The following is a 20,659-nucleotide window of genomic DNA, read 5'->3' on the forward strand; positions in this document are numbered from 1 at the left end:
GGTTACCGCCGCGCGGCGACAAGCTCGCGATAGAGCGCGGCGTAGCGGCCGGCGCGATTGTGCCAGGAAACGTCCGTGGTCATGCCGGCGTGTTGCAGCCGGCGCCAGGTCACGGGATCGTTGAACAACAGGTTGGCCTTGCGCAGCGCATGCGCGAGCGCCTCCGCGGTGACGGGGCGAAACTTGACGCCGGTCGCCGCATCGGACGTGACGGTGGCCTCGTCGAAATCCAGCACGGTGTCGGCAAGACCGCCGACATCGGCGACAACGGGGACAGCGCCGTAGCGCAGCGCGCAGAGCTGGGTGAGGCCGCAAGGCTCAAAGCGCGACGGCACCGCCAGCGCATCGCTGCCGGCCTGGATCAGATGCGCCAGCGCCTCGTCGTAGCCAATCTCGACGCCGATCCGTCCCGGATGCGCCTGCGCCAGCGCGGCAAAGCGATCCTGCAGATCGCGATCGCCGCTGCCGAGCAGCGCGAGCTGCATCCCTTCGCCGAGCAGTGTCGGGACGGTTTCGAGCAGCAGATCGAGACCCTTCTGCCACGACAGCCGGCTGATCACGCCGAGCAGCAGCGCGCCGGACGAGACATCGAGGCCGAAGCGCCGCTGCAGCGCCGCCTTGTTCGCGGCGCGCGGCGTCAAGTGCTCGGCGCTGAACTGCGCGGCGATCTCATGATCGGTCGCCGGATTCCACACCGCGATGTCGATGCCGTTGAGAATGCCGCTCAGCACGTCGGCGCGCTCGCGGAGCAGGCCGCCGAGTCCCATGCCGCCGTCGTCGCCCTGGATCTCGCGCGCATAGGTCGGGGATACCGTGGTGATGCGGTCGGCGAATTGCAGCCCGGCTTTTAGGAGGCTGATCGCGCCGTAATATTCGACGCCGTGCAGCGCATAGGCCTCCGGCGGCAGGCCGAACGTGGCCAGCATGTCCGGCGAGAACTGGCCCTGATAGGCGAGGTTGTGCACCGTCATCACGGTGCCGGGCCGCTGCTGTCCGCTGTAGTGCAGCGTAGCGGGCGCCAGCCCCGCCTGCCAGTCATGCGCGTGGACAATGTCGGGTAAGAAGGTCGGGATTGTACCGATGCCGATCTCTGCCGCCACTCGCGACAGCGCGGCGAAGCGGATGCCGTTGTCCGGCCAGTCGCGGCCATCCGGCCCGACATAGGGATTGCCCGGACGGGCATAGAGATGCGGCGCGTCGAGCACGAGTAGATCGAGCCCATCGTTCGCGGCGGCAAGCACACGGATCGGCCCACCATAATATTCCGGCCAGCTCAACACCGTTTCCGCGGAGCGCAGTGCACTCAGCACGGCGGGATATCCCGGCACCAGCGTCCGCGTCGCGACGCCGTGTTGCTTCAGCGCCGCCGGCAGCGCGCCGACCACGTCGGCAAGGCCGCCGGTCTTGATGATCGGGTAGACTTCCGAGGCGACCGCGAGGACGCGGATGGGCGTCATGTCGCCAGCCTGTCGATCATCGACTGCGTGATCAGCGTGATGCCTTGGTCGCTCCTGCGGAAGCGCTTGCCGTCGAAGTCGGGATCCTCGCCGACCACGATTCCCTCCGGGATTCGCACGCCGCGGTCGATCACGACATTCTTCAGCCGCGCGCCGCGGCCGACATTGACATAGGGCATGATCACTGCATTCTCGACGTAAGCATATGAGTTGACGTGCACGCCGGTGAACAGCAGCGAGCGCCGCAGCGATGCGCCGGAGATGATGCAGGCGCCCGACACCAGCGAGGTCACCGCCTGTCCGCGGCGGCCTTCCTCGTCATGGACGAATTTCGCGGGCGGGGTGATCTCGGCATAGGTCCAGATCGGCCAGGAGCGGTCGTAGAGATCGAGCTCCGGCACCACGTCGGTAAGGTCGATATTGGCGCCCCAATAGGCGTCGATGGTGCCGGCGTCGCGCCAATAGGCGCGCGGGTCGTCGCCCGAGCGGACGCAGGAATCGTTGAACTGATGCGCGATCGCGCGGCCGTGCTTGACGATGTAGGGGATGATGTCCTTGCCGAAATCATGCGCCGAGTTCGGGTCGGCGGCATCTCGCCGCAGTTCGTCGAACAGGAATTCCGAATTGAAGACGTAGATGCCCATGCTGGCGAGCGACTTGTCCGGCTTGCCGGGCATCGGCGGCGGATCGGCCGGCTTCTCCAGGAAGGACTTGATCAGGCCGGTCTCGTCGATATGCATGATGCCGAAGCCGGAAGATTCCGCCCGCGGCATTTCGAGGCAGCCGACGGTGACGTCGGCGCCGCTCTCGACATGCTGCTTCAGCATGATCTCGTAGTCCATCTTGTAGACGTGGTCGCCGGCCAGCACCAAAATGTATTTGGTGCCGTGCGCCTCGATGATGTCGATGTTCTGATAGACCGCATCCGCCGTGCCGACATACCACATGGTCTCCGAGACGCGCTGGCTCGCGGGCAGGATGTCAAAACTCTCGTTTCGCTCCGGGCGGAAGAAGTTCCAGCCGCCCTGCAGATGCCTGATCAGGCTGTGCGCCTTGTATTGCGTCGCCACCGCGATGCGGCGGATGCCGGAGTTCACCGCGTTGGACAGCGCGAAATCGATGATGCGCGATTTGCCGCCGAAATAGACGGCGGGCTTGGCGCGCTTGTCGGTGAGCTCCTGAAGTCTGCTGCCGCGACCGCCGGCCAGCACGAAGGCGAGGGCATGACGCGACAACGGTTCGTTTACGACGGTTCTCATGGAGATCCTCCCGGGACTTTCAGCGCGGCCCCGCTACCTTCTCTTGTCCGGAAGGCCTGATCGGGCGTCACGGGGCCCGCCCGCGAACGTAGCAAGCGGCCCCGATGGAGCAAAGCGGCAGCGGCAATTTTCGTTCCCGGGATTTCGGCCTTCGAGGGGCGGGGTTGCGGCCTGATTAAAGCTATTGACGATGCGTCATTTCCGCCTACAGCAAGCCGGTCCGTCCCTGCTTCAGGCCCGCATTTCCATGACGCTTCCGACCGTAACGCCCCAGGACATCCGCTTGGCGCTGCTGCTGCGCCGCGAGATCGCACTGCTCGATGTCAGGCACGAGGCGCAATTCGCCACCGGCCATCCGCTGTTTGCCGCCAACATGGCCTTCGACCGGATCGTGCTCGAAGCCGCGATCCGGCTGCCGTGCAAAGACGTGCCGATCGTACTCTATGATGACGGCGAGGGGCTGGTCGCCGCCGCAGCCGATCAGTTGCGCGCGCTCGGCTATAGCAGTATCGGCACGCTCGGGGGCGGCCTCCAGGCCTGGCGCGCGGCCGGCTACGAAATCTTCCAAGACGTGAATTCCTACGCCAAGGCGTTCGGCGAGCTGGTCGAGGCGCGGCGCCATACGCCGTCGCTCGGCGCCGATGAGGTGGCGCAGCTGATTGCGGAGAAGGCCAACATCGCGATTCTCGACGTCCGCCGCTTCGACGAATACGCCACCATGAACATTCCGGGTTCGGTCAGCGTACCCGGCGCCGAGCTGGTGCTGCGCGCCGGCTTGGCTGCGCCCGATCCGGACACCACCATTATCGTCAATTGCGCCGGCCGTACCCGCTCGATCATCGGCACGCAGTCGCTGATCAATGCCGGTCTGCCCAACAAGGTTCGGGCGCTGCGCAACGGCACCATCGGCTGGACGTTGGCGCAGCACGATCTCGAGCACGGCGCCGCCAGGCGCGGCGGCATCGGACCGTTCGAGGGCGCAAAGGACAATGCGCGCGACGTCGCCTATTCCGCCGGCGTCCGGCACATCGGCGCGCGGGAGCTTGCCGCGCTGCAAGGCGAGACGCATCGCACGCTCTATCGCTTCGACGTGCGCGAGGCGGAGGAATACGCCGGCGGCCATCTGGCCGGTTTCCGCCACTACGCGGGCGGCCAGTTGGTCCAGGAGATCGACATGGCCGCGCCGGTGCGCGGCGCGCGCATCGTGCTGACCGACGACCGGAGCATCCGCGCCGAGATGACGGCGTCCTGGCTCGCGCAGATGGGCTGGGAGGTCTATGTGCTCGACGGCGGCTATGACGGCCCACTCGAGATCGGCCCGCCGGCGGTGGTGCCGAAGGTTGATCCTGCGCACCGCTACCGCCGACCGTATGAGGGCACCGACGTGCAGGAGCAGGCGATGCAGGCCTATCTCGATTGGGAATACGGACTTGTCGCGCAGCTGCGCCGCGACGATACGCATGGGTTTTATGTGATCTGATCTCTTCGCCTCTCCTCGCCCGCGGGGAGAGGCCGGAACGCATCGCCAGATGCGTTCCGGGTGAGGGGGGCCTCCGCGAATTCAACTGTCAGCGTGTTCGCGAATAGAGGCCCCTCACCCCAACCCTCTCCCCGTAAGAACGGGGAGAGGGAGAAGAGACCTCGTCGGGGAGAGGTCGGCGTGTAGTCCGTAGCCCGGATGGAGCGCAGCGCAATCCGGGCCTCTGCGTCCGCGGCAAGACTTTCCCGGATTGCGCGGAGCCTGTCATCGGGCGCGCGTTCGCGCGACCCGTTGGCTCCATCCGGGCTACGAAGCACCGGTTCAATCAGGCGTAAACGCGTCGTAGACCAGCTTCTTGAACACCGGCAGGATGCGCTGGCGCTCGTTCTGGGTCTGCTCCATCATGACGTAGACCATGTCGAGCGTCGGATCGACGCCGAAATAGGTGCCGCTGCCGCTGTCCCATTTCAGTTCGCCGATCAGGCCGGGTGGCGGCGGCTTTGCGATCCCGGGATCGGTGCGCATGGCGATACCATAGCCATAGCCGAAACCATCGCCGGGGAAATACCAGTAGTCGCGGCCGACGCCGGAGCCAGGTCCGATGTGGTCCGATGTCATGTCCTTGAAGGCGGCGAGGCTGATATAGCGCTTGCCGTCGAGCTCGCCGCGATTGAGCAGCATCTGCGCAAAGCGGGCGTAGTCGGTGATGGTCGAGACCAGCCCGCCGCCGCCGGATTCCCATTCGGGATGCGCACGCCGGTCGCGCTCGGCGGTGACCAGGATGGTGTCCGACGGCAACGGCTCGGCCATCCGCGCGCGCTCGCCGTCGCTGTCGAGCACGAACTTGGTGTCCTTCAGCCGCATCGGATCGAAGATGCGCTCCTTCTCGAACTGGTACAGCGTCTTGCCGGTGATGACCTCGATCACGCGGCCGAGCACGTCGGTGGAATGGCCGTAGCGCCAGAGCGTGCCGGGCTGCCGCGACAGCGGCAGCTTGGCCAGCCGAGCGACGAATTCCTTGTTGTCGAACTTGCCGTCGAACAGATGCCCCTGGTGGTACAGCTTCTGGATCCAGTCGGCGCCGATATATTCGTAGGTGATGCCCGAGGTGTGCCGCATGATGTCCTGGATGGTGATCGGGCGGACCGGCATCTCCAGCTTGAGATCGCTGATGTCGTTGTCGTTCCGCGGCTCGATGCCGACCTTCACGTCGGCGAAGGCCGGAATGTATTTCGACAGCGGGTCCTGCGGCGACAGTTTGCCTTCGTCGACCAGCATCATCGCGGCAACGCTGGTGATCGGCTTGGTCATCGAATGCAGCGCGAAGATGGTGTCCACGGTCATCGGCGCCTTGGTTGTGACGTCGCGATAGCCGAAGGTCTTGAGATAGACCGGCTTGCCGTGCTGCTGGATCAGGATCACGGCGCCGGGCAGCCGGCCGCTGTTCACCTCGTCGTTGAAGAGCGCGGTGATGCGCTCGAGCTTTTCCGGCGACGGGGGCGGGATGTCGGCGGCGCGCGCGGCGGTCATTGCGATCAGTGCGAGACACGCGGTCACCACGGCACGGGACGCGCGTGCCGCAATAGGAATCGCCCGGTCATATCTGCGTGACATGTGAATCTGCCGCCCTGCCTTATGCTCTGGAAGGAGGAAGTATTAGCGTGGGCATGCGGCGCAACATAGTCGTTTCGCTGCGGCATGATTTCAGGTTTGCACGATCCGAATGGCGCCGGCCGAGCGGGCGGCGAGCTCCGGAAATCTGTGGATTGGTCCGGCGGACCGTCCGCCGTCACGAGTCCTACACAATCTGCCGCGCGCCGGCCTGCGCCTTCACCGCATTGGACAGCACCTGCAGGGCCTGGCTGAGTTCGGCGCGGTTGCGCGCGGCGCCGAGCGAGACGCGCAGGCCGCGCGGCGCGGCGCCGCCCACCGCGAACGCGTCCTCGCCAACGACGGCAAGGCCGTTGCGCATCAGATGCGACAGCAAATCGGTGCCGCCGAAATGCTTCGGCAGCGGCATCCAGAGATGGTGGCTCGCCGGGCGGGCCGCGTAGTCGACGCCCTTGAGGAAGCGCGCCGCCAACTGCTGGCGCGCCGCAGCCTCGTTGCGGATGGCGCGGATGATCTCGCCGGCGACGCCGGAGCGCAGCCATTGCGTGACGAGGGCGACCATCAGCGACGGCGGCATCTGCATCGTTGCCTGCAGGCCGGCGCGCATCTGCTGCTCGGCGGCGGCGTCGGGTGCCAGCAGATAGGCGACGCGCAGCGCCGGCGCGATGCACTTGGCGATGCTCAGGGCATAATAGGTGCGCTCGGGAATGAGCGTCGCGATCGGCGCCATTTGCGGCTCGAGCGGGCCGTAGACGTCGTCCTCGATCAGCAGACAGCCGCGCTTCCTGATGATGTCGGCCACCGCCTTGCGCCTCGCCGCGCTCATCGTCGCCGTGGTGGGGTTGTGCTGCGTCGGCACCAGGTAGACCGCCTTCGGCCTGTGCTTGCGGCAGGCCTCGTCGAGCGCGTCGGGCTTGATGCCTTCGGCATCCATCGCGACGCCGGCGAGATGAACGTCGAGCCGCGCCGCCGCGGCCTTGATGCCGGGAAAGGTGAGGGCTTCCGTCACCACGACGTCGCCAGGCGAGGTCAGTGCGAGCAGCGCGTTGAAGATGATTGCCTGCGATCCCGGAAAGATCACGATGCGCTCGCTCGATGCCTGCGGCACGCGCGGTTGCAGCCAGGCGGCCGCGACCTCACGCTCGTCGGGGGCGCCGCCGGGGCGCGCATAGCCGAGATAGGCGGAGAAGCCGGCCTCCGACCGGATGTTGGCGAGCCCCTGGGCGATGCGCAGGTCGAGATTGGCCTCGACCGGCTGCGGCGGCAGGTTCATCGACAGGTCGATGTTGATCGGCGCGGGCAAATCGGATGTGGCGCGCGCGGTGGTCTCGGAGACGAAGGTGCCCTGGCCGACGCGGGCATCGAGCAGGCCGCGCCGCCGTGCCTCGCCATAGGCGCGCGTCACCGTGGTGAGATCGATGTCGAGCGCGGAGGCCAGCGCGCGATGGGTCGGCAGCCGCTGGCCGCGCACCAGCCGGCCGCTGGCGATGTCGGCCGCGAGCGCATCGACGATGCGCAGGAACATCGGGCCCTGCCATTCCGAAACCGTAGGGATCCAATCCATGCAATTTGATCGTTTGTCTTTGATTGTATGCGTCACGAAGCATATTGTATGGATCATTAGATCAGGTCAAGGACAACTGCAATGACGACGGAAACGGTTTCCCTGCCAAAAGCGATGTGGCGCGGTTTTACGATGCAGTGCCCGAACTGCGGGCGAGGCCATCTGTTCGGGCGGTTCCTGAAGGTGATCGATCACTGCGAGGTTTGCGGCGAGGACTACACGCCGCAGCGCGCCGACGATTTTCCCGCCTATCTCGTCATCGTGGTAGTCGGCCACGTCGTGGTGCCGGCGCTGCTCTGGCTGGAGATGAACTACGCGCCGCCGGCCTGGCTGCAACTCGCGATCTGGCTGCCGGTCACGCTATTCAGCGCGCTGGGGCTGCTGCAGCCGACCAAGGGCGCAATCGTCGGCCTGCAATGGCAGCTCGGCATGGAGGGCTTTGCCGCGACGCGGCGCAAGGTTGCGCCGGTGCGGGCGCAGAGCGGTGTCGGGCGGACGCGGGAAGCGTGACGCGTACGCAGCTTCGGAGCCCGGATGAGCGAAGCGATATCCGGGAACAGTGGCCCGCATGTCGCTTCGCTCATACGGGCTACGAAGATCAAATCGGGTGGTGATGTGGCCGGAACATGCGGCCCTTCTCCGTCACCAGCACCACGGCGAGCGCGGCCAGCGTGCAGAGGAAGAAGCCGGTCGCGAACGGCAGCAGCGTGCCGTCGTAATCCTGGCCGATCGTGGTGCCGATGCCGATCCCGAGCAGCGTGGTGATGGTGCCGTACAGCGACGATGCGGTGCCGGCGATCTTGCCCTGCGGCTCCATCGCCAGTGCGGTGAAGTTCGCCATCATCAGCCCGAACGCGAACATCATCAGCATCGACAACGCCATGAACAGCGGCAGCGACAGCGTGTCGGTCTTGACCGCGAGCAGCAGCGCGCCGGCAACCACCGCAAATCCCGTGATGGCGGCATGCGAGATCACCCGCATGCCGATGCGGCCGACGATACGCGCATTGAGGAAGCCCGCGATCGCGACGCCGACGGCGCAGGCCGCGAAGGCGACCGGAAAATAATGGCCGAGCTTGAATATCTCGGTGAACACCTGCTGCGAACAGAACACGAAGGCGAACAACGAGCCCTGCACGCCGCCGGCGGCGAGCGCGTAGCCGAAGGTCTGGCGGTTGGTGATGGTCTGGCGGAATGCGGACAGCACCTCCGGGATCGCCAGCGATTTGCGCAACTCGACCGGCAATGTCTCCGGCATGCGCAGCGCGCTCCAGGCCAGCGCGATCACGCCATAGAGCATCAGCACCACGAAGATGCCGTGCCAATGCGTCAGCAGCATCACCGCCTGGCCGAATGACGGTGCGATCACCGGCACCGCGATGAACACCATCATCGCCAGCGACATCACGCTCGCCATCCGCCGTCCGGCGTAGCAGTCGCGCACGATCGAGGTCGCGATCACGCGGGTTGCCGCGGTGCCGAGGCCTTGCAGCGCGCGCGCCAGCAGCAGCGTCTCGAACGAGGGTGCGACAATCGCGAGCAAGCCGGCGATGGTGTAGACCGTCATGCCGCCGAGCAGCACCGGGCGGCGCCCAAAACGGTCCGATAGCGGGCCCATCACGAACTGGCCGACGCCGAAGCCGACCAGGAAGATCGACAGCACCATCTGCGGCCGGTTGGCGTCGGCGATGGCAAACGCGGAGCGGATGTTCGGCAGCGCCGGCAGCATCATGTCCATCGCCAGCGGGTTCAGCGCCATGATGGATGCGATAACGACGACGAATTCGGGAAAGCCCATCGGGCGGTGGCCTGAGGAAACCCAGGCATCGGCATTGGTATCGGACACTTATGACCTCTTGGAAGCCACCGAATCTAGCGGCTTCGCTGCGGTGCACAATGCCCGTTTCGGGATGGGTGATAGCCGGTGAGGGATGGGCTGGGCAGCCGCGCTCACGCCGCGCGCAGCATCGCCTTCAATTTCAGCACGGCGCTGTCGGGCGTCGTCAGCACCGACTTACCGGTGACCTCGGCCACGCGGTCGGCGGCGGGCGCCATGCTGTACTGCGCGAGCGCGATCAGGTCGCAGTCGCGCAAATCCCGGGACGCCTCGACCACCAGCCGGTCGTGCCCGGCGCGGTCGCCGCGGTCGAGCGCGGCCAGCGCGCCGTCAGCGAGTTTCGGCACCAGCATGACGGACGACGGAAACTCCGGCGGCATCGAGACCAGCGTCGGCGGGAAGGTGGAGAGCAGGCCGATCTTCTTTCCCTTCGCGACCGCCTGCTCGATCATCGCTTCGTTCGGCTTCAGCACCGGCATCGGCGCGTGGGCGCGCGCCACCGCTTCGATGCAGGGGCCGAACGCCGAGCAGGTGAAGAGGATGCCGTCGGCGCCGGTCGAGGCGGCATAACGGCCCATGGCGAGGAAGCGCTCGGTCATTTGCTCGGTGAGCTTGCCGTCGCGCGCGAGATCGGCGGAGAGCGAGTCATCGAGCAGGTTCATCAGCCGCGCCTCCGGCCAGAGTCTTGCGAAGGACGATTCGATCGGCACGATCGAGTGCTTCAGGGCGTGGATGAGAGTGATGCGCATGGTCGGTGCTTCTTCTCCCTCTCCCCGTTCGTCACGGGGAGAGGGGCGGGGTGAGGGTTTAGCCGATTTTGCTTAAAAGCCGCACGGGAGGTGGGAGGGCTCTCTCCCCCCTTGCGGGGGAGAGTTGGAGAGAGGGGTAAGCCACAAACACCGTCCGCGCGGCTTACCCCTCTCCCTAACCCTCCCCCGCAAGGGGGTAGGGAACCCATCCATTGGTGCCTTCCTGACTTTTAAGCCGCCGCACCAGATGTGTGCATGCCCTAGCCCGCAAGCGGGGGAGAGGTGACTTTCTACTTGAACGGGATCGCGTACATCAGGCCGCCCCTGCTCCAGGTGGCGTTGAGGCCGCGCTCGAGCTTCAGCGGGCTGGCCTTGCCGACATTGCGCTCGAAGATCTCGCCGTAATTGCCGCCCGCCTTGATCGCTGCGACCAGCCATTTGTTATCGAGGCCGAGCCGCGAGCCGAGATCACCGGAGGCGCCGAGCAGGCGTTGGACCGCGGGCACCTGCGACTTCGCCATCTCGTCCGCATTGGCCTGGGTGACGCCGAGCTCCTCGGCTTCGACCAGGCCGTAATGCAGCCAGGTGATGATGTCGCTCCAGACCTCGTCGCCGTTGCGGGTGAACGGGCCGAGCGGCTCCTTGCTGATGGTCTGCGGCAGCACGACATAGTCGTCGGCCTTCGGCGCCGCGGTGGCGACCGCGCCGGCGAGCGCGGAAGCGTCCTGCGTCATGGCATCGCAGCGGCCGCCGAAGAAGGTCTGGTACATCGTGTCGACGCGGTCGAACACCAGCGGCTTCCAGTCGATGCCGTTGGCGCGGCCGTAGTCGCCGAGCGTCACCTCATGCGTAGTGCCCTGCGCAACGCAGACGGTGGCGCCCTTGAGGTCCTTGAGCTCCTTCACGCCGAGATCCTTCTTCACCACAAAACCCTGGCCGTCGTAGAAATTGACGGGCCCCTGCCGCAGCCCAAGCGTCGTGCCGCGCAAAAAGGTCTGGGTCGAGTTGCGGTAGAGCACGTCGATCTCGCCGGACTGCAGCGCCGTAAAGCGGTTCTGCGCGGTCAGCGCGACGTAGCGCACTTTTGCGGGATCGCCGAGCACACCGGCAGCGAGCGCGCGGCAATAGTCGACGTCGAGGCCCTTGAAGTTGCCTTGCGAGTCCGGCGCCGAGAAGCCGGCAAAGCCGGTCGAGACGCCGCACACCAGCGTGCCGCGCTGTTTGACGGTGTCGAGCGTCGCCGCGCTGGCGCCGCTGATGCCTGCGGCGAGAATTGTTGCCGTGATGATACCCCTGAGCATGTTTTCCTCCTCCTAATGACCGATATCCTTCAACGCGCTGTCGACCGCGGCGCCTAGTCTTTCGACGATCATGTCGATGTCGCCGGAAGTCGCGATATAGGGCGGAGCGAGCAGCACATGGTCGCCGCTCTTGCCGTCGACGGTGCCGCCCGCCGGATAGCAGCCGAGTCCGCCGGCAAAGGCGGTGGACTTGATCCGCTGATGCAATTTCAGCTTCGGATCGAACGGCTGCCGCTTGGCGCGGTCGGCGACCAGCTCGATCGCCCAGAACAGGCCGCGGCCCCTGATATCGCCGACATGGCGATGATTGCCGAAGCGCTCGGTGAGGCGCTGCTCGAGCTGCCTGCCGCGCTCCTTGACCTGGTCGAGCAGCTTTTCCTCGGCGATGATCTTCTGCACCTCGAGCGCGGCGGCGCAGGCCAGCGGATGCGCGAGATAGGTATGGCCGTGCTGGAACGCGCCGGAGCCGTTGCGCACGGTCTCGACGATGGTGCCGCTGGCCAGCATCGCGCCGATCGGCTGGTAGCCGCCGCCGAGTCCCTTGGCGATCGCTTGGATGTCGGGCGCAATGCCTTCCTGTTCCCACGCATTCAACGTGCCGGTGCGGCCCATGCCGCACATGACTTCGTCGAGGATCAGGAGCGCGCCGTGGCGGTTGCAGATCTCGCGCACCGCCTTGAAGTAGCCCTCGGGCGCCGGCACGCAGCCGGCGGTGGCGCCGACCACCGGCTCGGCGATGAAGGCGGCGACGGTGTCGGGGCCGAGCCGCTGGAATTCGGCTTCCAGCTCTGCGGCGAGGCGGGCGACGAACGCCGCCTCGGATTCATCGTCGCGCTTCTCGTGATAGGCGAAGGCCGGCGTGACGTGAGAGAACGAGGGCGACAGCAGCGGCGCATAGGGCTCGCGGCGCCAGGCATTGCCGCCGGCCGACAGCGCGCCCAGCGTGTTGCCGTGATAGCTCTGCTTGCGGGCGATGAAGCGGGCGCGCTGCGGCTCGCCGCGCTCGATATGATATTGCCGCGCCAGCTTGATCGAGGCCTCGATCGCCTCCGAGCCGCCGCTGACGAAATAGACTGCGGCGAGGCCGCCGGGCTCGTGGCCGACCAGCCGCTCGGCGAGCTCTTCCGCCGGCTCCGACGAGAAGAAAGCGGTGTGCGCATAGGCGAGCGTCGAGGCTTGTTTCGCGATCGCCGCGAGCACGCGCGGATGCTGATGCCCGAGGCACGACACCGCAGCGCCGCCGGAGGAATCCAGCACACGGCGGCCGTCCTCCGCGATCAGCCAGACGCCTTCGCCGCCGATCGCCTTCGGCGGGGTCTCGCGCAGGCTGCGATGCATCACGCGGCTCTTGTGGGCGGCCAAGATACTCATGATGACACTCATCCTTTCTCGACAAAATATTGCGACATCTCGGCAAGCCGGCCCTCGGTCTCCTCCAGCTTGCGCTTGGCGCCGGCGCCGCCGAGCGTGAAGGCGACCGCGGCGAGCGACTGCGCGACCGCGATCGCGCCGGTGAGGCTCGGGAAGAAGCCGGGCGAGGCGGCGGCCTCGAACAGCAGCAGGTGATCGGCGCCTTCGGCCATCGGCGCCGCGAAACTGTCGGCGATCGCGATCAGCGTGGCGCGCGCCTGATGCGCCGCGCTTGCCGTCTCGACGCTGACCGCGGTGTACGGCGCAAACCCGATCACGACCACGGCATCCTCGGCGCGGAAGGCGCCGTGGTCGAGATCGAACGGGCCGGAGCCGCCGACCAGTTGCACCGCATCGGGACGGAACAAGCGAAGCTGGTAGGTCAACAATTCAGCGACGCTGCGGCAGCTGCGAAAGCCCGATATCCAGACCCTGTTCGCGCTGTGCAGTGCACGCGCCGCATCTGCGACCGCATTGGCCGAAATGCGCGCAAGGCCCGCGGCCTCGGCCTCCAGCTTGTCGTGAACCAGCTTGACATCCGCGTTCGGTCCGGCACGGCGGCTTTTGGCGCGGCCGGAGAACGGCGAAGCCTGTGCCGGCCGGCGCGCCTCGGTGAGCGCGGCACGCAATTCATCCCAGCCGGAATAGCCGAGCGCCTTGGCAAGACGGGTGAAGGAGGCGGGATCGGCGCCGGCGACGGCGGCGAGTTCGCGCATTGAGCGGGTGGTGGCGTCGTAGTCATTGGCCGCGACAAAACGGCCGACTTCCTGCAACCGCATGGGCAGCGACGGCAATGCGCTGCACAATTCGTTGAGGGGCGATGGTTTCGGCTGGGCCTGGGCCATGAAACATATGTTGCATAAATCCTCAATTGGTGCAACATATGAAGTGCGCCGCAGAAGATCGCTTCTCACAAGGATCCTGTGCTGTGACGACATCGACGCCGAAACGCCCTCCCGCCCGGCCCTTGCGGCTCTCGCTCGACGATCCGCGCATCGCCGGCCTGTTCTGGCAAATCCTGGTGGTTGGCATTGCCATCGGCATCGTCGCCTGGCTGTGGTCGAACGCGGTGCACAATCTCTCTGTGCGGCGCATCTCGACCGGCTTCGCCTTCCTCGGCCGTGAGGCCGGCATGCCGATTTCTGACAGCTGGATCGAGTATACGCCGAAGAACACCTATCTGCGCGCCTTCATCGTCGGCCTCGTCAATACGCTGCGCGTCGCGGTGATCGGCATCGTGCTTGCGACCGTGGTCGGCACGCTGGTCGGCATCGCACGGCTGTCGACCAACTGGCTGCTGTCGCGGCTCGCCGCCGTCTATGTCGAGGTGCTGCGCGACCTGCCGCTGCTGCTGCAGCTCTTGTTCTGGTATGTGCTGATGCAGGGCCTGCCGGCCGCGCGGCAGGCCTGGAAGCCGGTCGAGGGCGTGTTCCTGTCCAACCGCGGGCTGATCCTGCCGTCGGTGCCGCTGCACGACGCCAATCTGTGGACGCTGCTCGCGCTGATCATCGGACTGATCGTCTTCCTGATCGTCCGCCGCCGCCTGATCGCGCAGCAGATGCTCGACGGCAAGGCGCGGCCGGTCTGGCCCTACGCGCTCGGCCTGGTCGTCGCGCTGCCGGCACTGGTGTCGTTCCTCGTCGGGGCGAGCTGGAGCATCACGCTGCCCGAGCTGCGCGGCTTCAATTTCGTCGGCGGACTGACCTTGGCGCCGGAATATTTTGCGCTGCTGATCGCGCTCGTCACCTACACCTCGGCCTTCATCGCCGAGATCGTGCGCAGCGGCATCCAGGCGGTGCCGCGCGGACAGTGGGATGCCGCCAAGGCGCTGGGCCTGAAACCGAGCTTCTCGCTGCAGCACATCGTGCTGCCGCAGGCGCTGCGCGTCATCATCCCGCCGATGACCAGCCAGTATCTCAACCTTACGAAAAACTCCTCGCTCGCGGTGGCGGTCGGCTATCAGGACATCGTCTCGATCGCCAACACCACGCTGAACCAGACCGGGCAGGCGATCGAGTCGATCGCGTTGATCATGATGGTGTTCCTCACCATCAGCCTCGGCATCAGCCTGTTCATGAACTGGTACAATGCGCGGATCGCGCTGGTGGAGCGCTGACATGAGCTCGCTCGCCCACGTTCCGCAAGATCCGCTTCCGATCGGCCGGCCGCGCGTGCAGCGCACGCTCGGCGGCCGGATCGTGCTCTGGCTGCGCACGAACCTGTTTCCGTCGGTCACCTCGACCATCGTGACGCTGCTGCTGCTGGCGGTGTTGGGCAAGGCCTGCATCGCGCTGTGGCAATGGGGCATCGCCAACGCGATCTGGTTCGTCGCCGGCAACGACACCAGCGCCTGCCGCGCGCTGCGCGGCGTCGGCGCCTGCTGGGCGGTGATCCCCGAAAAGTACCGCTTCATCCTGTTCGGCACCTATCCGTTCGACGAGCAGTGGCGGCCGGCGCTGGTGGTCGTGATCTTCATCGCGCTGTTCGCGGTCTCGAGCCGCCGCAGCTTCTGGCGCAAGGAGCTGTTCCTGCTCTGGGTCGTCGCCCTCGCCGTGATCGGCTGCCTGATGTGGGGCGGCTTCCTCGGCATGTCCTACGTCTCGCAGGACCGTTGGGGCGGCCTGCCGGTGACGCTGATCCTGGCGACCTTCGGGCTTGCCGTCGGCTTCCCGCTCGGAATTCTGGTCGCGCTCGGCCGGCGCTCGAAGCTGCCGGCGATCCGCTCGCTCTGCGTACTCTATGTCGAACTGATCCGCGGCGTGCCGCTGATCAGTCTGCTGTTCATGGCGAGCGTGATGTTCCCGCTGTTCATGCCCGACGGCGTCAACATCGACAAATTGCTGCGCGCGCAGATCGCCTTCATCCTCTACGCCGGCGCCTATCTTGCGGAAGTGGTGCGCGGTGGCTTGCAGGCGGTGCCGCGCGGACAGTCGGAGGCGGCGGATGCGCTCGGCCTGTCCTACTGGCGCAAGAACCTCTTGATCGTGCTGCCGCAGGCCATCCGTCACGTCATCCCGCCGCTGGTCAACACCTTCATCGCCTTCTTCAAGGATACCAGCCTGGTGCTGATCATCGGCATCTTCGACCTGCTGACGACGGCGAAGACCGCGATCATCGATCCGGCCTGGCAGTCCTTCAGTGTCGAGGTCTACGTCTTCGTCGGCGTGATCTATTTTGCCTTCTGCTTCGCGATGTCGCGCTACAGCCGCAGCCTCGAGGCACAACGCGGGCCGACCTGAGGCGAGCACCGCGCCGGGCGCGCAGCAGGCGAGTGCTTCGTTTCCGGGGCCGAGCCGGATCCAGGCTCGATCCACAATCTTCTGCCCTCGGCGCGGCGCCGATGCTATGATCCGCGCGCATTGGCTTCATTTTGATGCGCTCTTTCATGCAGTCTATTTGCGGGCGGCGACAGATTTATCGATGGTTTCCACGAGCGGCCGTCGGCTCGGCCTGCCTGCTGCTGCTCGTCCGTCTGGCCAGCGCCGAACCTGCCGGCCATGTCGAGCTCGCGCCGGCTGCGCCACGCGCCGACCTGGTGCAAACGGAAGCATCCGGTCCGAACACGAAAGCCGGTGAGACCAATAATGCGGCCGATCGTCCGGCACCGGACTCTCCTGCTTCATCCGCTCCAGCTCCGGCGCAAACGCCGTCGGCCGCAAAGCTCGAGGGGCCGCAGCAATACTGCAAGGTGTTGGAAGAGACGGCGCTGAAGAACGGCTTGCCGCCGGACTTCTTCGTCCGGCTGATCTGGCAGGAAAGCAATTTCGATCCCAACTCGGTCAGCCACGCCGGCGCCCAGGGCATTGCGCAGTTCATGCCGGGTACCGCGCGCTGGCGCGGTCTCGCCGATCCGTTCGAGCCGCTGCCTGCCATCCAGGAATCCGCCCGCTGGCTGCGCGAGTTGCGCGAGCAATTCGGCAATCTTGGCCTTGCAGCGGCAGCTTACAATGGTGGCCCGCGGCGGGTTCAGGATTGGCTGGCGGGACGCGGCAACCTGCCCGGCGAAACCCGTGCCTATGTCCGGATCATCACTGGCAAGTCCGCCGAGGAATGGGCGCAGGGTTCGCTGGAAGATCGCGTCCACACCGCCGCCGCCATGGCGTGCGGCGACATCGTGCGCGGCACGCTGGTCAAGGCGCTTCCTGCTGGACCAAGGGGACCCGGACGCGAGCCTGCGACACCTGCACAACAGGCGGCGTGGGGACCTTGGGGACTGCAACTGGCGGGCGGCCCGTCGCAATCCAGAGTGCTCGCCGATTACCAACAGCTTCAGAAGCGCTTCGCGCCCGTACTCGGCGATCGCGCGCCGCTGGTGCTGCGAACCAGCCGGGCCGGACCGGGCTCGGCATCCTGGTATCTCGTCCGCGTCGCCGAGACCACCCGTGAGCGCGCCAACCAGCTGTGCGCGCGCCTTGAGAAGATCGGCGGGAGCTGTCTGGTGTTTCGAAACTAGATCACCTTGTAAGAGCGCAAGGCGTGGATGGTGACATCGCGCTGTTCGTGAGTATCCTCTGCTGCCACCGTTACAGCGCCCGTCCACCGTCTTCACAAGAGGCATCATGACCAGCACCATCGAAGCTCTCGACAGCGGCTATCGCTTCATGCCCGGCGTCAGCCAGTATTCCTGCGGCGTCGCTGCGCTGCCCGGTTTCGCCATCGAGCGGGTCAGGTTCTACGAGCCCGTGCCGCTGAGCGCGGGCTTTGCCAGGATCGCCGAGATCGTTAAAGCCACCGGCCGGCCGCTGATGGCGTTCGCCGCCTGCGAATTGCGCTCGCCGGCGCCGTTCACCGAGGATGGTTTCAAGGCGTTCAACGAAGTCTACACCGAGACGCTGATCGCGTGGGGCGTGATGCGCAATGGCGTCAATCCGGTGGCGCGCAGCAATGTCTGTCCGAAGATCGACCCGCCCGCCGAGCCCAGCTTCCACGCGTTCTGCTACACGGTGCTGGCGCCCAAGGACGCGTCGCCAAGCTTTGTCGTCGCCGGCAGCGGCGAGTCGGTCGAGGGCAAGGCCAATTATCGCGACCATACCGTCGCGTCCGGCGACACCAGCCCGGCCGGCATGCGAGCTAAGGCGAACTTTGTGCTCGACGAGATGGAGCGCCGCATGCACGCGTTCGGCGCCTCGTGGCGGGACACCACCGCGGTACAACTTTACACCGTGCACGACGCCTATCCTGTCCTTGAGAGCGAACTCGGCCGCCGCGGCGTGTTTCGCAACGGTTTGACCTGGCATTTCGACCGGCCGCCGGTGGTCGGGCTCGACTTCGAGATGGATTGCCGGCGCGTGCATCGCGAACGCGTAGTCTGACGTATCAAAAGCGCGTGTGGGCGCATGCGGAGACGTATGCCCTTTCTTGACTCCGGTCGCGTCAGCCGTTTCCTTCTCTCAACGATCGATACGGCTGGGTGAATGCGGTGCAGAACGGATCCGTGATCAGGCGTCGGGATTTGCTGGCGCTGATCGGTACCATCGCCGGCAGCTCGGCGATGTATCACGCGATGACCAGCCTCGGCTTCGCGTCCGAGTCAGCCTACAGGGGACCGCTGAAGCTCGCAGGCGATCCGAAGGGCGCCTCCGTGCTGATCCTCGGCGCTGGTCTCGCCGGCATGACGGCGGCACTGGAATTGCGCAAGGCCGGCTACAAGGTCCAGATCCTCGAATTCAACAGCCGCCCCGGCGGCCGCAACTGGACCATCCGCGGCGGCGACAGCATTGTCGAGCTCGGCGGCTTCAAGCAGACATGCGAATTCGAGCAGGGGCTCTACATCAATCCCGGGCCGTGGCGGATTCCCTATCATCATCGCGCGCTGCTCGATTACTGCAAGCGGCTCAACGTGGCGCTGGAGCCGTTCATACAGCTCAACCACAACGCCTATCTGCACGCGACGCGCGCATTCAATGGCACGCCGCAACGCATCCGCAGCATCAAGGCGGATTTCCAGGGCCAAGTGTCCGAGTTGCTCGCCAAGGTCACGCAGCAGGGCAGGCTCGACGAGGCCGTCAGCAAGGAGGATCAGGAAATCCTGCTGCAATCGCTGCGCGCCTGGGGCGCGCTCGATCGCGACTACAAGTACAGCGCCAACATGTTGTCATCCGAGTTCCGCGGCTATGCGCGCGATCCCGGCGGCGGGCTGTCGGCCGATCCGCTGCCGAGCGAGCCGATCGCGCTGTCGGAGATCCTGCGCTCGCGGCTGTGGCGATATCTGCAGGCCTTCGCCCGCTACAATTTCCAGACTACGATGTTCCAGCCGGTCGGCGGCATGGACATGATCGGCAAGGCGTTCGCGCGCGAGGTCGGCGATCTCATCCGCTACAACGCCAAGGTGACGCAGGTCCAGCAGAACGGCTCCGGCGTCACCGTCAGCTATGTCGATACGGCCAATCCTTCGGCTGTGCAGCAGGCCACCGCCGACTGGTGCATCTGCACCATCCCGCTGTCGATCCTCAGCCAGCTGCCGGTCGATGTCGGCGCGCCCATGAAGAATGCAATCGACGCCTTGCCCTATGCCGGCTCGGTAAAGGTCGGGCTGCAATTCAAGCGCCGCTTCTGGGAAGAGGACGAGGCGATCTATGGCGGCATCAGCTACACGGATTTGCCGATCCGGCAGATCGCCTATCCGAACTACGACTTCAACCGCAGTGGCCGCGGCATCCTGCTCGGCGCCTATCTGTTCGAAGGCGCCAATTCCTACGAGTTCACTGCGATGCCGCCGGCCGAGCGGGTCGCGAGCGCGGTCGAATTCGGTGCCAAGATCCATCCGCAATACCGCAAGGAGTTCGAGACCGGCGTGGCAGTGGCCTGGCACCGTGTGCCGTTTACGCTCGGTTGCAGCGGCGAATGGAGCGATGCCGGGCGCGCGCAGCATTACCGCAATCTCTGCCAGATCGATGGCCGCATCGTGCTGGCGGGCGAGCACGCCTCCGACCTGCCCGCGTGGCAGGAGGGCGCGATCCTCTCATCGCTCGATGCGATCGCGCGGCTGCACGAACGCGTGGTGAAGATATGATGCGCTGGGCAACGACATCGGCGGCGGCAGCGCTGACGCTGCTGTCGGCCACCGCGGCAATCGGGCAGGACGGCGCCGCCAGCCGCCGCACCTTCTCCGACGGCTACCGCTTCGTCGAGATGACCGGCGAGGAGCTGTTCGCCAATGTCTGCCAAGGTTGCCACATGCCGGACGCGACCGGGGCGAGCGGCGCCGGCAACTATCCGTCACTGGCCGCCAACAAGAATCTCGAAACCGGCAGCTATCCGGTGTTCCTCGTCATCAACGGCCGCCGCGGCATGCCGGCCTTCGGCGACATGATGACCGATGGTCAGGTCGCCGCCGTCGTGAATTATCTGCGGACGCATTTCGGCAACGATTATCAGGACGCGGTATCGACGAAGGACGTCCAGGATGCCCGCCGCTAGCCGCGATCAAGCAATGGGGGACTCATGAAACTCGCAACTCTCGTTCTCGGCGCCATGCTGTCCGTCGCGGCGGCCGCTGCCTCTGCCGAGGTGATCCGCCATCCGATTCCGAACTCGACGTTCCCGATTGCGCAGGCGGTCACCGTCACTGGCAATGCCACGACGGTCTACGTCAGCGGCCAGGTGCCGCCGGTCATCAACAAGGATGCCGATCCATCGAGCGTGCAGGCGTTCGGCGATACCAAGACCCAGACCGTCGGCGTGCTCAACCGCATCAAGGGCATCCTGGAAGGCCAGGGGCTCGGCATGGGCGACGTCGTCAAGATGCAGGTGTTTTTAGTGCACAACGCCTCTGCGCCGATGAACTTCAAGGCCTTCATGGAAGGTTACACCCAGTTCTTCGGCGGCAGCCAGCCGAACCTGCCGGCACGCTCGGTGGTCGGCGTCGCTGCGCTCGCCAATCCCGGCTTCCTGGTCGAGATCGAGGTGATCGCGGTCAAGGAGACGAAATAAGGTCTCTAAATAACGCGCGAAATTGCGGGGCATGCGCGCGGAAATTGAAGGGCTCGCCG

The 20,659-nt window shown here is 65.9% G+C and carries 18 protein-coding genes; 9 read left to right on the forward strand and 9 right to left on the reverse strand.

What is annotated here, in order from left to right; genetic code table 11:
- Positions 1-2: 2 nt before the first annotated feature.
- The gene (gene glgA, locus J6500_RS02930) at positions 3-1,457 is read right to left on the reverse strand and encodes a glycogen synthase GlgA (protein ID WP_225711164.1); all 1,455 of its coding nucleotides are present in this window, start codon (positions 1,455-1,457) and stop codon (positions 3-5) included.
- Positions 1,454-2,716, reverse strand: coding sequence for a glucose-1-phosphate adenylyltransferase (gene glgC, locus J6500_RS02935; RefSeq protein WP_225711165.1), 1,263 nt, complete (start codon positions 2,714-2,716; stop codon positions 1,454-1,456). Before glgC ends, glgA begins: the two co-directional genes overlap by 4 nt.
- Positions 2,717-2,963: 247 nt before the next feature.
- Between glgC and J6500_RS02940 the strand changes: the two genes are divergently transcribed.
- Entirely contained in the window at positions 2,964-4,196 is a 1,233-nt protein-coding gene (locus tag J6500_RS02940; RefSeq protein WP_225711166.1) for a rhodanese-like domain-containing protein, read from the forward strand.
- 321 nt (positions 4,197-4,517) lie between these two features.
- On the opposite strand, the gene J6500_RS02945 is transcribed toward J6500_RS02940, so the two are convergent.
- Together J6500_RS02945 and J6500_RS02950 are read right to left on the reverse strand one after the other, a co-directional pair.
- A complete protein-coding gene (locus tag J6500_RS02945) occupies positions 4,518-5,810 on the reverse strand; it encodes a serine hydrolase domain-containing protein (protein WP_376707749.1) in 1,293 nt (430 codons plus the stop codon).
- 184 nt (positions 5,811-5,994) lie between these two features.
- The gene (locus J6500_RS02950) at positions 5,995-7,371 is read right to left on the reverse strand and encodes an aminotransferase-like domain-containing protein (RefSeq protein ID WP_225711167.1); all 1,377 of its coding nucleotides are present in this window, start codon (positions 7,369-7,371) and stop codon (positions 5,995-5,997) included.
- Positions 7,372-7,452: 81 nt separating this feature from the next.
- Between J6500_RS02950 and J6500_RS02955 the strand changes: the two genes are divergently transcribed.
- Entirely contained in the window at positions 7,453-7,881 is a 429-nt protein-coding gene (locus tag J6500_RS02955) for a DUF983 domain-containing protein (protein ID WP_225711168.1), read from the forward strand.
- An 88-nt stretch (positions 7,882-7,969) separates the two neighbouring features.
- Here J6500_RS02955 and J6500_RS02960 read toward each other — a convergent pair whose 3' ends face one another.
- The 5 genes from J6500_RS02960 to J6500_RS02980 form a co-directional block, all read right to left on the reverse strand.
- Entirely contained in the window at positions 7,970-9,217 is a 1,248-nt protein-coding gene (locus tag J6500_RS02960; RefSeq protein ID WP_225711169.1) for a multidrug effflux MFS transporter, read from the reverse strand.
- A 104-nt stretch (positions 9,218-9,321) separates the two neighbouring features.
- Entirely contained in the window at positions 9,322-9,957 is a 636-nt protein-coding gene (locus J6500_RS02965) for an aspartate/glutamate racemase family protein (RefSeq protein ID WP_225711170.1), read from the reverse strand.
- Positions 9,958-10,247: 290 nt separating this feature from the next.
- Positions 10,248-11,258, reverse strand: a complete 1,011-nt coding sequence (locus tag J6500_RS02970; protein WP_225711171.1) for an amino acid ABC transporter substrate-binding protein — start codon at positions 11,256-11,258, stop codon at positions 10,248-10,250.
- 12 nt (positions 11,259-11,270) lie between these two features.
- Entirely contained in the window at positions 11,271-12,620 is a 1,350-nt protein-coding gene (locus tag J6500_RS02975) for an aspartate aminotransferase family protein (RefSeq protein ID WP_225711500.1), read from the reverse strand.
- Between the two features lie 17 nt (positions 12,621-12,637).
- Positions 12,638-13,513 (reverse strand): MurR/RpiR family transcriptional regulator, encoded by an 876-nt coding sequence (locus J6500_RS02980; RefSeq protein WP_225711172.1) that lies wholly within the window; start codon positions 13,511-13,513, stop codon positions 12,638-12,640.
- Positions 13,514-13,596: 83 nt separating this feature from the next.
- Here J6500_RS02980 and J6500_RS02985 point away from each other — a divergent pair, with 83 nt between their 5' ends.
- From J6500_RS02985 to J6500_RS03015, 7 genes are all read left to right on the forward strand, one after another.
- Complete coding sequence (locus tag J6500_RS02985; protein ID WP_225711173.1) at positions 13,597-14,784, forward strand: amino acid ABC transporter permease; 1,188 nt, start codon at positions 13,597-13,599, stop codon at positions 14,782-14,784.
- Between the two features lies 1 nt (position 14,785).
- The gene (locus J6500_RS02990) at positions 14,786-15,907 is read left to right on the forward strand and encodes an amino acid ABC transporter permease (RefSeq protein WP_225711174.1); all 1,122 of its coding nucleotides are present in this window, start codon (positions 14,786-14,788) and stop codon (positions 15,905-15,907) included.
- 146 nt (positions 15,908-16,053) lie between these two features.
- On the forward strand, positions 16,054-17,121 hold the full coding sequence (locus J6500_RS02995) for a lytic transglycosylase domain-containing protein (protein WP_225711175.1): 1,068 nt from the start codon (positions 16,054-16,056) through the stop codon (positions 17,119-17,121).
- 106 nt (positions 17,122-17,227) lie between these two features.
- Positions 17,228-17,980, forward strand: coding sequence for a 2-amino-5-chloromuconate deaminase CnbZ (cnbZ, locus tag J6500_RS03000; RefSeq protein ID WP_225711176.1), 753 nt, complete (start codon positions 17,228-17,230; stop codon positions 17,978-17,980).
- Positions 17,981-18,087: 107 nt separating this feature from the next.
- Positions 18,088-19,680, forward strand: coding sequence for a flavin monoamine oxidase family protein (locus tag J6500_RS03005; RefSeq protein WP_225711177.1), 1,593 nt, complete (start codon positions 18,088-18,090; stop codon positions 19,678-19,680).
- Positions 19,677-20,087: a c-type cytochrome gene (locus J6500_RS03010; RefSeq protein ID WP_225711178.1), complete on the forward strand. Its 411-nt coding sequence runs from the start codon at positions 19,677-19,679 to the stop codon at positions 20,085-20,087. The genes J6500_RS03005 and J6500_RS03010 overlap by 4 nt, the downstream gene beginning before the upstream one ends.
- 24 nt (positions 20,088-20,111) lie before the next feature.
- The gene (locus J6500_RS03015; protein WP_225711179.1) at positions 20,112-20,600 is read left to right on the forward strand and encodes a RidA family protein; all 489 of its coding nucleotides are present in this window, start codon (positions 20,112-20,114) and stop codon (positions 20,598-20,600) included.
- The last annotated feature ends 59 nt before the right edge of the window (positions 20,601-20,659 follow it).

The sequence above is a fragment of the Bradyrhizobium semiaridum genome (assembly GCF_020329505.1).
GTDB classification, from domain to species: domain Bacteria; phylum Pseudomonadota; class Alphaproteobacteria; order Rhizobiales; family Xanthobacteraceae; genus Bradyrhizobium; species Bradyrhizobium semiaridum.

Coding starts and splice junctions, on each gene's coding strand:
- J6500_RS03015 (WP_225711179.1), top strand. CDS start 20,112: ATGAAACTCGCAACTCTCGTTCTCGGCGCCATGCTGTCCGTCGCGGCG.
- J6500_RS02980 (WP_225711172.1), bottom strand. CDS start 13,513: ATGGCCCAGGCCCAGCCGAAACCATCGCCCCTCAACGAATTGTGCAGC.
- cnbZ (WP_225711176.1), top strand. CDS start 17,228: ATGACCAGCACCATCGAAGCTCTCGACAGCGGCTATCGCTTCATGCCC.
- glgC (WP_225711165.1), bottom strand. CDS start 2,716: ATGAGAACCGTCGTAAACGAACCGTTGTCGCGTCATGCCCTCGCCTTC.
- J6500_RS02970 (WP_225711171.1), bottom strand. CDS start 11,258: ATGCTCAGGGGTATCATCACGGCAACAATTCTCGCCGCAGGCATCAGC.
- J6500_RS03010 (WP_225711178.1), top strand. CDS start 19,677: ATGATGCGCTGGGCAACGACATCGGCGGCGGCAGCGCTGACGCTGCTG.
- J6500_RS02950 (WP_225711167.1), bottom strand. CDS start 7,371: ATGGATTGGATCCCTACGGTTTCGGAATGGCAGGGCCCGATGTTCCTG.
- J6500_RS02990 (WP_225711174.1), top strand. CDS start 14,786: ATGAGCTCGCTCGCCCACGTTCCGCAAGATCCGCTTCCGATCGGCCGG.
- J6500_RS02940 (WP_225711166.1), top strand. CDS start 2,964: ATGACGCTTCCGACCGTAACGCCCCAGGACATCCGCTTGGCGCTGCTG.
- glgA (WP_225711164.1), bottom strand. CDS start 1,457: ATGACGCCCATCCGCGTCCTCGCGGTCGCCTCGGAAGTCTACCCGATC.
- J6500_RS02995 (WP_225711175.1), top strand. CDS start 16,054: ATGCAGTCTATTTGCGGGCGGCGACAGATTTATCGATGGTTTCCACGA.
- J6500_RS02965 (WP_225711170.1), bottom strand. CDS start 9,957: ATGCGCATCACTCTCATCCACGCCCTGAAGCACTCGATCGTGCCGATC.
- J6500_RS02955 (WP_225711168.1), top strand. CDS start 7,453: ATGACGACGGAAACGGTTTCCCTGCCAAAAGCGATGTGGCGCGGTTTT.
- J6500_RS02945 (WP_376707749.1), bottom strand. CDS start 5,810: ATGTCACGCAGATATGACCGGGCGATTCCTATTGCGGCACGCGCGTCC.